A 13,190-nucleotide genomic window follows, 5' to 3' on the forward strand; every position below is an offset into this window, starting at 1 on the left:
ATCAAAGAACGTCTTGTATATATTATATTTACTGATGTTTTAAAATATTTAATCTATCTTAACGCATCAGTACTAATATTGGATTATGATGAAATTGATGGTATGCTAATTCCAGCTAAGCGTAGGTACAAAAAATCTACTTGGGATGCAGCGATAAATGAAGGTCCTTGGACGACTGTAAATTGGACTAATATTCAATTTAATAATGATCTAAGTGAAGAGGTTTTTGAGAAGTAAATTTACGAGGTTTCGATTTTCTTAAGAAGTTTAATCTCAAAAGTAGTTCCTTGATTAAGTTCGCTTTTAAGTACTTTAATTTTGCCTTCGTGATAGATTTCTATAATGCGTTTAGCTAAAGAAAGACCAAGTCCCCAACCTCTTTTTTTAGAAGTTACTCCTGGTGTAAAGATCTTTTTAAACTGACTTTTAGGGATACCCTTACCGTTATCGGAAATTAAGATTTGTACCCATTTGGTTTCTTCGTTAATTTCAATTTTTATGTCTCCTTTTCCTTTTAAGGCATCAATGGCATTCTTTACAAGATTTTCTATAGTCCAACTATAAAGTTCTTCATTAAGGTCTACCATAATCTCTTTCTGCGGAAGCTTTATTTCAAAATGTATAAGTTTTGAGGTTCGTGCTTTTAAATAATCATAAGAATCTTGAGTAGCCTCTATGATATTTGTGGGTTGTAACCTAGGTAAAGAACCTATTTTAGAAAACCGTTCGGTAATGGTTTGTAGCCTACTTACGTCCTTTTCTATTTCTACTAAATAGGAAGGATTAACATTTTCACTTCTTAAAATTTCTGTCCAACCTACTAAAGAAGACAAAGGTGTTCCTATTTGATGAGCAGTTTCTTTTGCCATTCCCGCCCAAAGCTGACTTTGTTCGTGAGATTTTGAAGTTGAAAAGAAGTAATAGATAATTCCTAAGAATAGTAAAATGATTAAAATAATAATGATTGGAAAGTACTTTAATCGTATCAATAAATCTGAATAACCATAATAAACAATACTTACAAGCGTATCACCATCGTAAACCTCTATGGGTTGATATTGTTCTTTAAAATTCTCTATGAGTTCTAACTTTTTCTCTGGAGAATTAATTTCTTCATCGGCAATATTTCTAGAGCTATAACTTTCATCATTTACTCCAAATACAATCATTGGAGTAGTGCTATTGGTAGACAATATTTCTACAATAATATCATTGATGTTATCATCATTATTGCTTTTAGAAATTTCGGAATAGGCACTTCCTAAAATTTCCATTTTATTACGCTCTTCTTCTTTTATCTTATCAAAGAAGATAGAGACGTTCCATAAGAATAAACCTATAATAATGATGGAAGATAAAGTGACAAACCACCTAAAAAATTTACGCTCTTTCGAGTAAAACATATAAAAATCTATAATGAATTTGAAATATAATCTTTTTTATAAATATAAGCTCATTTTTTCATTGCTCACAAGATTAATTATCTTTGCGGAAAAGAAACTTACATGCTCACAATAGATCCTAAAAAAGTACCTGTTAAAAAAACATACGGACTTATGGTAAGTGCCGTTGGACCTCGGCCAATAGCCTTTGCAAGTACCGTAAATGAAAAGGGAGAGCCTAATTTGGCACCTTTTAGTTTTTTTAATGTATTTAGTGCAAATCCGCCTATTCTTGTTTTTTCTCCCGTATTGAGAATTAAAGACGATTCAGAAAAGCACACGTTAGAAAATGTAAAAAATCATAAAGAAGTTGTAATTAATATCGTGAATTACGATATGGTGCAACAAATGTCTTTAGCGAGTACAGATTATGCCGACGGTATTAATGAGTTTGAAAAAACAGGTTTAACCATGCAGGAATCTGAAGTGGTAAAACCTTTTAGAGTGAAAGAATCTCCGGTTCAATTTGAATGCAAGGTAAATGAAGTAAAACCTTTAGGTGATAAAGGCGGAGCTGGAAATTTAGTGATTTGTGAAGTGTTGAGAATTCACGTAAGTGAAGATGTGTTGGCAGAAGGAGAAAAGATAGATCAGCATAAGCTAGATCAAGTTGCGAGAATGGGAGGAAACTTATATTCTAGAGCAAATATGGGTGTTTTTGAAATTCCGAAGCCGCAAACCACTTTAGGTATCGGGGTAGATAATATTCCGCAAAGTATTAGAACAAGTACAATTTTAACAGGTAATGATTTAGGTAAATTAGGCAATGTAGAAAACTTACCTAATGAAACAGAAATTACTGAATTTTTATCAGAAAATAAATTAGTAGATTACGTTAAGGAGAGTTCAGAAGAGAAAATTCATGCTATCGCTCAAGAATATCTTAAAAAAGAAGAAGTAAGGAGTGCATGGAAGATATTATTAGCAAAAAATAAATAGTAAATTATGGAAGTTCAAGGAAAGATTAAAAAGATTGATGAGACTAAAACTTACGGAAGTAACGGATTTAGAAAGAGAGAGGTAGTAGTAACGACAGAAGAGCAATATCCACAACATATTTTAGTAGAGTTTATTCAAGATAAATGTGATTTGCTAAATAGCTACCAAGAAGGGCAAGCGGTAAAAATAGGAATTAACTTAAGAGGAAGAGAGTGGGTAAACCCTCAAGGAGAAACGAAATATTTCAACTCTATTCAAGGTTGGAGAATTGAAAACTTACAAGCAGGAAATTCTCAAAATAATGCTCCAATTCCTCCAGCAGATCAATTTGAGCCAGCAACTAATCTTAATGAAGAAGATCACGACGATCTTCCTTTTTAAAATAAGCATATGAAACTAGGAGCATTTTCAATGAGTTTAAATGTAAAGGACTTGCAAATATCTAAAGTCTTTTATGAAAAATTGGGTTTTAAAGCCCTTGGCGGAAATGAAGAAATGAACTATTTAGTCATGAAGAATGAAAATGCGATCATTGGTTTATTTCAAGGAATGTTTGAAGATAACATTCTTACTTTTAATCCTGGATGGGATGAGAACGCTCAAACTTTAGAGAACTATAATGATGTTCGAGAGATTGAGAAATCTTTAAAAGAAAGTGATATTGTTTTAGAACAAGAAGTGAAAAAAGAAACTCAAGGTCCTGGCAGTTTAATTGTAAAAGACCCTGATGGAAATGTGATTTTAATCGATCAACATATCTAAAAATTATAAGTTTTTCAGCAGAAAATCCGACTTTTTAAGTCGGATTTTCTTATTATTAACCTTGTGAAAAACAAATTCAAAAAAGCAATGATGAACAAAAATTTAATCTCAAAAGGTTAACTCAAATATCGTTAAAAATTTGAAAACGAGCAATGTAAATTTAATATAAATGATTATTTTTTCTTTTTCATGATAATTTTATACGATAAAGAACCCTTCCCTGCTGTAGAAAAAGCAGATGATCAAGGCTTGTTAGCTATTGGCGGAAAACTGTCTCCAGAGCGTTTATTAGAAGCTTACCGCTCAGGTATTTTTCCATGGTTTGAAGAAGGTGATCCTGTTTTATGGTGGAGTCCAGATCCTAGAATGGTTCTTTTTCCTAAAGACTTAAAAGTTTCTAAAAGCATGAAACAGCTTTTTAAAAAAAGTGCTTTTAAAGTGACCTACAATCAAAATTTTGGGGAAGTCATTAATAATTGTTCTCAAGTATTTAGAAAAGACCAGGAAGATACTTGGATTACTCCAAATATGATTTCAGCTTATATGAAGCTACATGAGTTGGGCCATGCGCTATCAGTCGAGGTTTGGGAAGAAAATGTACTTGTAGGAGGTTTATATGGCGTCTATTTGAGGGAGAAGCAGGTGTTTTGTGGAGAAAGTATGTTCACTAAAGTAAGCAATGCTTCTAAATATGGATTTATCTCTTTAATAGAGAAATTAAAAGCTGAAAATATAAAACTTATCGATTGCCAAATGCATACTAAACATTTAGAAAGTCTAGGAGCAAAAGAAGTGGCGCGCGAAGTGTTTTTAAGCTATTTGTAACAAGATTAGAGAGATATTTTTAATCCGCTAAGGAGAAACACCTCCACATAAGGAGAATGAGTGTAATCTCGGTGTCTATATTCAAGTCCTAAGTTGAGTCTAGTGTTTTCAAATAGGCGATAAGTGATTTGAGCGGCAAAACGTTGACCTAAATTAGGTCTTTCCTTTTTTCCCATTTCCCAAACAGCTTCGGTAGAAGCGACTAAAGAGAATTCTTTTGGGTTAACTTTATCTCCTTGCAAAGGAAATTCTGCTGAAAATCTGTATCGAGTCCTAAACGTTGTAATTTCTCTATAACGTTGAGCCAGTCTTAGGCGGTGAGCAATTTTAATTCTACCTATTTTTTTTGAATAAGCATATTGTTCTATAATACGGGTTTCATTCTTTCCATCTTCAAATCGGTAACGAATACCGGCACTAACCTTACTATGAAAGCCTATTTGTCTACTAGTATAATGATTAAGCTCTAAAAACTTATATTGAAAGTCTAGTTCTTTGTTAAAATCATTTACATTTTCATAATCTGTATAAACTATGTCTCTATTGGCTATACCAAAAGAATGAGACCAAGGACTTTCATTAGAAATATTTATGGATATCTCTGGATTAATATAGCCAGTAAAGTTGGTTTGTGAATAACCAGTGTAAGAAATGAATAAGAAAAAAACAGAAAATAGGAATTTAGAAAATGAGGTAATCAAATTGATTTTTAACCACTTTTCGTTTCTCTTTATAATCTCCGTTAGCATCAAACAAAAATTCATATTTATAATAGCTTTCCTTTAGCCTTGTTTGTACAATGAGTTCAAAATTATCGGGATGATTTGTAGGTAAAAGTGACTTTTCAAATACCACTTTCGCTATCCCGTTTTTAAACTGCTTTTGTACTTTAACTATTTTAAACGCATCGAAATTATCTTTTAAAAAAGATTCTATTTTATCTAAAGGTTTTGGAGCAATTTGTTGTTTTTTTATAACAACTTCAACGTCCTCAAGTTTACCTTTAGGGGAGAATTCTACACTATAAGCACTTTTATTATAAATAAATTTTGCTTCGAAACTCTCTTTATTTCCGTCTTTTTCAAAAAAATAATGCTGCTTTTTAAATTTTTTATCTTTAAAAAGATCTAAAATTTGAAGAGCTCCTAGAGGCATTTTCTCCCTAGAGATACGTTGTTCAACTTCTTCTTTTTTTGATTGTGCAATAGTACTCAAACTAAAGATTATAAACAGAAAAAAACATAACTTTTTCATAACTAAAACTTAATATTGAGAGATTTCTTTATATCTAAAACAAGAAACTTCATGATCATTTACCATACCCGTAGCCTGCATATGAGCATAAACTACGGTAGATCCTACAAACTTAAAACCTCGTTTTTTTAAGTCTTTACTTAGTAGATCACTTAACGGAGTGTTAGCTGGAGCTTCTCTGTAATTTTCAACTTTATTTTGAAGAGGTTGATGATCTACGAACCCCCAAATATATTTACTAAAACTACCAAACTCTTCTTGTATATTTATAAACGCTTGTGCGTTGGTCACGGCAGATCTAACCTTAAGCTTGTTTCTTATTATCCCTGGGTTTTGTAGTAATTCTTCAATCTTTTTTTCAGAATATTTTGCAATTTTTTTATACTGAAAATCGTTAAATGCTTTACGGAAATTTTCTCGTTTTTTTAAAATGGTAATCCAGCTTAATCCAGCCTGAAATGTTTCTAATAAAAGAAACTCAAATAGGGTTTTATCATCAAAAATAGGTACTCCCCATTCTTGATCGTGATAGGCCTCATATAGTTCATCTCCTTCACACCAACCACACCTTTTCTTCTTCATAGTTTAAAAATTTATTCTAATTTAGTAAGTTATAGGTAGCAAACTACGACCTACATAAAAATTAACCTAATGAAAACATTATCTTTAAAAAAGACGATAGAAGAAGCATTAGATAATGCAATGTCTTATACAGAATATAAAACCTTAATGAACGATTTGTTGGCCGAGAATAAATCTACAGCAGCAATTCAAGAAGAAAGTCTAGTTGAATATTCTAAACTTAATCAACGCCGAATGAAGCGTTGGGAGAAAACTTTAAAAATCACTGATGAAGCTGAAGCATTTTTTAAAAACTACGATCAAAAGATGGTTTGGTTAGTAGTTTCTGAAGGTTGGTGTGGAGATGCTGCACACGGCTTACCTGTTCTTAACGCTTTAGTGGAATTAAACCCCCATATAGAATTGAAAATTGTTTTACGAGATAGTGAAGACGATTTGATCAATCAATTTTTGACCAATGGGGCAAAATCAATTCCTAAATTAATCATGCTTAAAGAGGAAAATTTAGAAGTAATAGAAACTTGGGGGCCGAGACCTTCAACAGCGGCAAAACTTACTGCAGATTATAAGCAAGAATTTGGTCAATTAGACGCTAGTTTTAAAGAAGATTTACAGCGTTGGTATAATCAAGATAAAGGACAAACTACTATAGAAGATTTACAAGCTTTATTAAGCTAAGTAAGATTTACTCCCTCGGAGATTTTGGTGGAAGTGTAGCTATGAATCTATCTAGATCATAGGAATCATTGACATTAAAATCTCCAATTTTTGTTCTTCGTAAAGCCGAAAGATGTGCGCCACTTTCTACAGCTTTTCCAAAATCGTGCGCTAGGCTTCTAATGTAAGTACCTTTGCTACATCTCACTTGAAAATCTACTTCTGGTAAATTTATCCGCGTAAGCGTAAATGAAGAAATACTTACTTTTCTAGAATCTATTTTTACTTCTTCTCCTTTTCTGGCATATTCATACAGCCTTTTACCGTCTTTCTTCAATGCTGAAAATACGGGAGGGTATTGTTCAATTTCTCCTAAAAATTGGGGAATAGCATTATTTAAAACCTCTTCGTTAAGATGATCTATAGGAAAGGTATTATCAACTTCGGTTTCTAGATCGTAAGAAGGAGTGGTGGCTCCTAGGGTAAATGTGCCTGTATATTCTTTTTCTTGTCCTTGTAATTCTTGTATGCGTTTGGTAAATTTTCCTGTACAGATGATTAAAAGTCCCGTTGCTAACGGATCTAAAGTCCCAGCGTGTCCTACTTTTATTTTCTTAATTCCGCAGTGAGAGCGAATGAGCCAACGCACTTTATTAACCAATTGAAAGGAAGTCCATTCTAGAGGTTTATCAAAAAGTAAAATTTGTCCGTTTTTAAAATCTTCAGCAGTAAAATTAACCATTCATATAGCTTACGGCAATTGCAATAATTCCCACAATTAAACAATAAATGGCAAAGTAACTCAATTTACTTTTTTTAACCAAAGCAATCATCCAGGTACAGGCAATTAATCCTGCTACAAATGCAGCGATAAAACCTACGCCTAAACTCGCGACGTTATCTGTGGTAAAAGTTAAATCTCCGCTAAGAAGATCTTTGGCAATTTTCCCTAAAATTAAAGGAACAACCATTAAAAATGAAAACCTTGCAGCTTTAGTTTTGTCGTTTCCTAAGAGAACCGATGTAGAAATGGTAGCACCACTTCTAGAAATACCAGGAAGCATGGCTATGGCTTGAGAAACTCCAATGACGAAGGCATTGGAGTAACTTACAGGTTTTTCGGTGTTTTTAGCTTTATCGGCTAGCCAAAGCAAAAGAGCCGTGATAATAAGCATAAAACCTACAAGCATAACACTTCCGCCAAAAAGCTGTTCTAATTCTTCTTCAAAAAGAACTCCAATAATTGCTGCAGGCAGCATAGAAATAATAATTTTTAGAGAAAACTTTGTTTCTTCATTCCATTTCAACTGAAATAAGCCTTTTAGTATTTCTAAAATATCTTTACGGAAGACTACAATGGTACTTAATGCGGTTGCAAAATGCATGACTACCGTAAAAAGCATAGATTCTTCGGGAATACTGTTGTCGCCTAAAATGGCTTTTCCTAATTCTAAATGACCGCTAGAAGAAACTGGAAGAAATTCGGTTAAACCTTGAATAACACCAAGGATTAAAGCATCAAGTACTTCCATTATTTTTTATTAGGGTTTAAGAGTATAGCATAAACTTCTATACCAAAACCTAGTAAAACGAGCATAGGAGCTAAACGAATTCTTCGCCAGCTAAAAATTTCGGGATTAAAAACTTCGGGGTCATCGCTACCACCGCCTGCCATGAGTATAAAACCTAAAGCGATTACGCCTAAGCCAATGGCCATCATCACGTAATTTTTCTTTTCAAAAATAAAATAAGGTTGGGTTTTTTCTTCTTTAACTTCTCGTCTTTTTTGCTCTCCCATAACATTCTAATTAAGGTTTCAAAAGTAATGAAAACTTCTCGAAAATAAATTAATAATAAAGTTCGTCTGTCTTTAAGTTTAAGAAGCGTTGTGTAGCAAAGAAGGTGCTGAACCAAGAGATAAGAATTCCCAGTAAAAAAACTGCCAAGAATAAAGCTCCTAGAATCATTTCATCTTTAAGTAAGTTTAATTCAGGGAAACCTTTATCAATATAATATAGAACTGCTGCCATCCCTATTAAAGCGACAACGGCACCTACTAAACCAAGTTTAATGCTTTTCCAAATAAAAGGTCGGCGTATAAATCCTTTTGTTGCACCTACCATTTGCATGGTTTTTATCGTAAATCGTTTAGAATAAACGGAAAGACGAATAGAACTGTTGATCAACAACACCGCAATAAAAGTAAATAAGCCACTAACTACTAGAATCCAAAAACTAATTCTTTTTACGTTATCGTTTAATAAAGCGATAAGGGGTTTGTCATAAACCACTTCATCTACAAAATCTTTTTCGCCTAGGTCACGAGATATTTCTGCGATTTGGGTTTCAGAAACATAATCGGCGTTAAAATAGACATCAATCGAATTTTGTAACGGATTGTATCCAAGGAAATCCATAAAATTTTCTCCAATTTCTTCACTATGCGCTTTTGCAGCATCTTCTTTGGATACGAAATTGGTAGATTTAGTAAATTCGGCTAAAGCCAAACTTTTTTCAAGTTGATTAATTTCTACTTCTTTCGCAGTGTCTTTTAAATAAACCGTTAAAGCGATTTGTTCTTTAAAATGATCGGCTACTTTTTTTGTATTCAATACTAATAAGCCTAGCAATCCCAGTAAAAAAAGTACTAAGGAGATGCTAATGACAACAGAAAAATAAGACGAAATTAAACGTCTTTTTTGATATCTTTCAAAAGAAGAACTCATAAATTAACCAGTTGTTTTTTTGTAAAAATAAGAAAGTAATTGAAACTCTATTCTTTAAAACGTTCAAACTTTTCACTTTCGTACATTAATAGTACTTTTGCGACTTAATTTTGATGATTCGTAACGACGATAAATAGATAAAATGAGCTACAATTTTAATGAGATCGAAGCCAAATGGCAGAAATATTGGGAAGAAAACCAAACTTTTAAAGCATCTAACAACAGTGAAAAACCTAAGTTTTATGGTTTAGATATGTTTCCTTATCCCTCTGGTGCTGGGCTCCATGTAGGGCATCCGTTAGGTTATATTGCCAGTGATATTGTAGCAAGATATAAACGCCATCAAGGTTTTAATGTATTGCACCCACAAGGGTATGATTCTTTTGGTTTACCAGCAGAGCAATATGCGATACAAACCGGTCAACATCCTGCAGATACCACTCAGGTGAATATTGAAGGCGGTGTAGATAAAGCAGGAAACAAAATTGCAGGTTACCGCAATCAACTCGATAAAATTGGTTTTTCATTCGATTGGAGCCGAGAGGTGAGAACGAGCGATCCTAATTATTATAAATGGACGCAGTGGATTTTCATTCAGTTGTTTGAAAGTTGGTATGATAATGAGGCGGCTAAAGCTAGACCTATTTCTGAGCTTATTGAAATTTTCTTAGCGGAAGGAAATGAAAAAGTGAACGCGGTGTGTGATGATGAGGTAAAAGATTTTTCCGCAGCAGCGTGGTCATCTTTTTCCCATAAGGAACAACAAGAAATTTTATTGCAATATAGATTAACTTACCTCGCCGAAACCGAAGTTAATTGGTGTCCCGAGTTAGGAACCGTTTTAGCTAATGATGAGATTGTAAATGGCGTATCAGAACGTGGTGGGCATCCTGTGGTAAGAAAGAAAATGAAACAATGGAGTATGCGTATTTCTGCTTACGCGGAAAGATTACTGCAAGGTTTAGAAGATATCGATTGGACAGAAAGTCTTAAGGAAACACAGCGTAATTGGATAGGGAAATCGGTGGGAGCATCGGTTACGTTTAACGTGCAAGATCACGAAGACACTATTGAGGTCTTCACCACTCGTCCCGATACTATTTTTGGTGTAACTTTTATGACTCTAGCTCCAGAACATGAGTTGGTCTCAAAAATTACGACACCAGCGCAAAAAGAAGCCGTAGAAAATTACATTCAAGCAACTGCAAAACGTAGCGAGCGAGAGCGAATGGCCGATGTAAAAACCATATCGGGAGTATTTACAGGAGCTTATGCAGAACATCCATTTACCAAAGAATCTGTCCCTGTTTGGATTGGAGATTACGTATTAGCTGGTTATGGTACAGGAGCTGTTATGGCGGTACCTTGTGGCGATCAACGTGATTATGACTTTGCGAAACATTTTGATATTCCTATCAAAAATATTTTTAAAGACGTAGATATTTCTGAAGAAGCACATGCCGGTAAAGACGGAACTGTGATTGCTAATTCAGATTTTCTAAATGGTCTAACCTATAAAAAAGCATTAAAAACGGCGATCTACGAACTAGAGAAATTGGGACAAGGTGAAGGGAAAACCAATTACCGACTTCGTGATGCGGTATTTAGCCGTCAGCGTTATTGGGGAGAACCTTTCCCGGTGTATTATGTCAACGGAATGCCACAAATGATTGAAGCCGAGCATTTACCTATCCGTTTGCCCGAAGTAGAGAAATACTTACCGACCCAAGAAGGAGAGCCGCCATTAGGTCGCGCCGATGTTTGGGCTTGGGATGCTACAAAAAACGAGGTGGTAAAAAATAATCTGGTGGATAATGAAAAGGTGTTTCCGTTAGAGCTAAATACGATGCCAGGTTGGGCAGGAAGTTCTTGGTATTTCTTTAGATATATGGAAGATCAAAAGCGAGATGAGGTTTTCGCTTCCGCGGAAGCGATGCAATACTGGCAAAATGTAGATTTATATATTGGAGGTAGTGAACACGCAACAGGCCACTTACTTTACGCACGTTTTTGGACAAAGTTCTTAAAAGACCGTAACCTCGTTCCTGTAGATGAACCCTTTAAAAAACTCATCAACCAAGGAATGATCTTGGGAGAGAGTGCATTTGTTTATCGCATCAGTTATGAAGCTTCTGGTTGGGGAGATAATATAAACGAATTGCTTTTGGAAATACTAAAAAAAACTGATGAGATCCCTACTTTAATAGTAGGTTCTCCTGAAGTTGATAATACTAACTTAATTAAAGAATATATTTTAAAAAATGAATATTTAAATGCCATAGAAGTTAGTAACTTGAGTTTTAATTTTAATCCTATTCATGTAGATGTTTCTTTAGTAAATACATCAAACGAGTTAAATATTGAAGGTTTTAAAAGTTGGCGAGAAGAATATAAAGACGCTGAGTTTATTACCGAAGAAAACGGAAAGTATATTGTAGGACGCGACGTAGAAAAGATGTCGAAGTCTAAATACAACGTCGTGAATCCTGATGATATTTGTAAGGAGTACGGAGCCGATACTTTACGTATGTACGAGATGTTTTTAGGTCCGTTAGAGCAAGCGAAACCTTGGAACACCGCAGGAATTACAGGAGTGCATAATTTCTTAAAGAAACTGTGGAAGTTGTACCAAAATGGCGAAGAGTTTTTGGTAAGCGATGAAAAAGCGAGTCCAGAGAGTTTAAAAACCTTTCATAAAACCATTAAAAAGGTAACCGAAGATATTGAGGAGTTTAGTTTTAATACTTCAGTCTCTACGTTTATGATTTGTGTGAACGAGCTGGCTGCTCAAAAATGTACCAGTAGAGAAGTGTTAGAGCCTTTAGCGGTTTTAATTTCGCCTTATGCGCCGCATATTGCAGAAGAATTATGGAGTTTGATGGGGAATAAAGAAAGTATCGCAACTGCTAGCTATCCTCAATTCGAAGAAAAATTCTTAGTGGAAAGCACCAAAACCTACCCGGTGTCCTTTAACGGAAAAATGCGTTTTACACTAGATCTATCTTTAGACCTGTCTAAAGACGAGATAGAAAAAGCAGTGATGGAAGATGAAAGAACACAAAAACAATTGGACGGTAGAACCCCTAAAAAGGTAATAATTGTTCCTGGTAAAATTGTGAATATTGTAGGGTAGAATGACAAAATAACAGCAAAAAATAACCTCGCTTCTTTGGCGGGGTTTTTGCTTTTAAAAAGACTATATTAGAGTTTTAAAAAAATAAAAAATTATGATGGGATATTATATTCTTATTGGCGCAATTATGCTAGTAAGTTGGTACGTAAGTCACAAGCTTAAATCTAAATTTAAGCAGTACTCAAAAGTACATTTGCAAAATGGAATGAGCGGAGCAGAAATTGCTCGTAAAATGTTAGAAGATAATGGGATTTACGATGTAAAAGTCATTTCAACTCCAGGACAATTGACAGATCATTATCATCCTCAAAAGAAGACTGTGAATTTGAGTGAATCGGTTTATGCGCAACGTAATGCAGCTGCAGCGGCTGTAGCAGCGCACGAATGTGGTCATGCGGTACAACATGCACAAGCTTATGGATGGTTAAAAATGAGAAGTACTTTAGTTCCTGTTGTAAGTGTAGCTTCTAAATATAGTCAGTTTGTGATTATGGGAGGAATTATCTTAATGATGATGGTCGCTGGTGGAGTAGGACAAATGGTGCTGTTGGCAGGAATTATTATGTTTGGGATGGGAACTTTGTTTAGTTTTATTACCCTTCCGGTGGAATATGATGCGAGTAACAGAGCTTTAGCCTGGCTTAAATCCGAAAACATTGTAACCCCGCAAGAGTACGAAGGTTCTAAAGATGCTTTAAAGTGGGCAGCAAGAACATATGTTGTTGCAGCAATTGGTTCTCTAGCTACCTTACTTTATTTTATCGGGATCTTTCTAGGCAGAGATTAAATCTGTAAAAGAAATATAGATTAAAAAATTAATAAATTATACTTGAAAACGCCTCTACTTAGAGGCGTTTTTTTATTTTTAGG

15 protein-coding genes and 1 pseudogene are annotated in these 13,190 nt (G+C 34.3%); 8 read left to right on the plus strand and 8 right to left on the minus strand.

Features of this window, described 5'->3' with window-relative positions:
• A pseudogene (locus tag FT986_RS15885) lies at positions 1 to 237 on the plus strand (hypothetical protein); the annotation flags it as partial.
• 2 nt (positions 238 to 239) lie between these two features.
• Here the strand turns inward: FT986_RS15885 and FT986_RS05875 are convergent.
• On the minus strand, positions 240 to 1,403 hold the full coding sequence (locus FT986_RS05875) for a HAMP domain-containing sensor histidine kinase (protein WP_147864280.1): 1,164 nt from the start codon (positions 1,401 to 1,403) through the stop codon (positions 240 to 242).
• Between the two features lie 102 nt (positions 1,404 to 1,505).
• Here FT986_RS05875 and FT986_RS05880 point away from each other — a divergent pair, with 102 nt between their 5' ends.
• From FT986_RS05880 to aat, 4 genes are all read left to right on the plus strand, one after another.
• Positions 1,506 to 2,381 (plus strand): flavin reductase family protein, encoded by an 876-nt coding sequence (locus FT986_RS05880; RefSeq protein ID WP_147864281.1) that lies wholly within the window; start codon positions 1,506 to 1,508, stop codon positions 2,379 to 2,381.
• A 6-nt stretch (positions 2,382 to 2,387) separates the two neighbouring features.
• Positions 2,388 to 2,762 (plus strand): DUF3127 domain-containing protein, encoded by a 375-nt coding sequence (locus FT986_RS05885; RefSeq protein ID WP_111539541.1) that lies wholly within the window; start codon positions 2,388 to 2,390, stop codon positions 2,760 to 2,762.
• Between the two features lie 9 nt (positions 2,763 to 2,771).
• A complete protein-coding gene (locus FT986_RS05890) occupies positions 2,772 to 3,143 on the plus strand; it encodes a VOC family protein (RefSeq protein WP_147864282.1) in 372 nt (123 codons plus the stop codon).
• A gap of 189 nt (positions 3,144 to 3,332) precedes the next feature.
• A complete protein-coding gene (gene aat / locus FT986_RS05895) occupies positions 3,333 to 3,968 on the plus strand; it encodes a leucyl/phenylalanyl-tRNA--protein transferase (protein WP_147864283.1) in 636 nt (211 codons plus the stop codon).
• A 5-nt stretch (positions 3,969 to 3,973) separates the two neighbouring features.
• Here the strand turns inward: aat and FT986_RS05900 are convergent, their stop codons facing one another.
• The 3 genes from FT986_RS05900 to FT986_RS05910 are packed head-to-tail and all read right to left on the minus strand — an operon-like array spanning position 3,974 to position 5,804.
• The gene (locus tag FT986_RS05900; protein ID WP_187248580.1) at positions 3,974 to 4,669 is read right to left on the minus strand and encodes a DUF2490 domain-containing protein; all 696 of its coding nucleotides are present in this window, start codon (positions 4,667 to 4,669) and stop codon (positions 3,974 to 3,976) included.
• On the minus strand, positions 4,650 to 5,183 hold the full coding sequence (locus FT986_RS05905) for a hypothetical protein (RefSeq protein ID WP_147864285.1): 534 nt from the start codon (positions 5,181 to 5,183) through the stop codon (positions 4,650 to 4,652). Before FT986_RS05905 ends, FT986_RS05900 begins: the two co-directional genes overlap by 20 nt.
• A gap of 48 nt (positions 5,184 to 5,231) precedes the next feature.
• Complete coding sequence (locus tag FT986_RS05910) at positions 5,232 to 5,804, minus strand: DNA-3-methyladenine glycosylase I (protein ID WP_147864286.1); 573 nt, start codon at positions 5,802 to 5,804, stop codon at positions 5,232 to 5,234.
• 69 nt (positions 5,805 to 5,873) lie between these two features.
• Between FT986_RS05910 and FT986_RS05915 the strand changes: the two genes are divergently transcribed.
• Positions 5,874 to 6,482, plus strand: coding sequence for a thioredoxin family protein (locus FT986_RS05915; RefSeq protein ID WP_147864287.1), 609 nt, complete (start codon positions 5,874 to 5,876; stop codon positions 6,480 to 6,482).
• Positions 6,483 to 6,489: 7 nt separating this feature from the next.
• Here the strand turns inward: FT986_RS05915 and truB are convergent, their stop codons facing one another.
• The 4 genes from truB to FT986_RS05935 are packed head-to-tail and all read right to left on the minus strand — an operon-like array spanning position 6,490 to position 9,187.
• Complete coding sequence (gene truB / locus FT986_RS05920) at positions 6,490 to 7,203, minus strand: tRNA pseudouridine(55) synthase TruB (protein WP_147864288.1); 714 nt, start codon at positions 7,201 to 7,203, stop codon at positions 6,490 to 6,492.
• The gene (locus tag FT986_RS05925; protein WP_147864289.1) at positions 7,196 to 7,993 is read right to left on the minus strand and encodes an undecaprenyl-diphosphate phosphatase; all 798 of its coding nucleotides are present in this window, start codon (positions 7,991 to 7,993) and stop codon (positions 7,196 to 7,198) included. Before FT986_RS05925 ends, truB begins: the two co-directional genes overlap by 8 nt.
• Positions 7,993 to 8,259 (minus strand): DUF3098 domain-containing protein, encoded by a 267-nt coding sequence (locus FT986_RS05930; RefSeq protein ID WP_111539532.1) that lies wholly within the window; start codon positions 8,257 to 8,259, stop codon positions 7,993 to 7,995. The genes FT986_RS05925 and FT986_RS05930 overlap by 1 nt, the downstream gene beginning before the upstream one ends.
• 49 nt (positions 8,260 to 8,308) lie before the next feature.
• On the minus strand, positions 8,309 to 9,187 hold the full coding sequence (locus FT986_RS05935) for an ABC transporter permease (protein WP_111539531.1): 879 nt from the start codon (positions 9,185 to 9,187) through the stop codon (positions 8,309 to 8,311).
• A gap of 142 nt (positions 9,188 to 9,329) precedes the next feature.
• On the opposite strand from FT986_RS05935, the gene FT986_RS05940 reads away from it, so the two are divergent.
• Together FT986_RS05940 and FT986_RS05945 are read left to right on the plus strand one after the other, a co-directional pair.
• A complete protein-coding gene (locus tag FT986_RS05940; RefSeq protein WP_147864290.1) occupies positions 9,330 to 12,320 on the plus strand; it encodes a leucine--tRNA ligase in 2,991 nt (996 codons plus the stop codon).
• A 94-nt stretch (positions 12,321 to 12,414) separates the two neighbouring features.
• Entirely contained in the window at positions 12,415 to 13,107 is a 693-nt protein-coding gene (locus FT986_RS05945; RefSeq protein ID WP_147864291.1) for a zinc metallopeptidase, read from the plus strand.
• Positions 13,108 to 13,190: the final 83 nt, after the last annotated feature.

Source organism: Mesonia sp. K4-1, assembly GCF_008017825.1.
In the GTDB taxonomy this organism is placed as follows: Bacteria; Bacteroidota; Bacteroidia; order Flavobacteriales; family Flavobacteriaceae; genus Mesonia.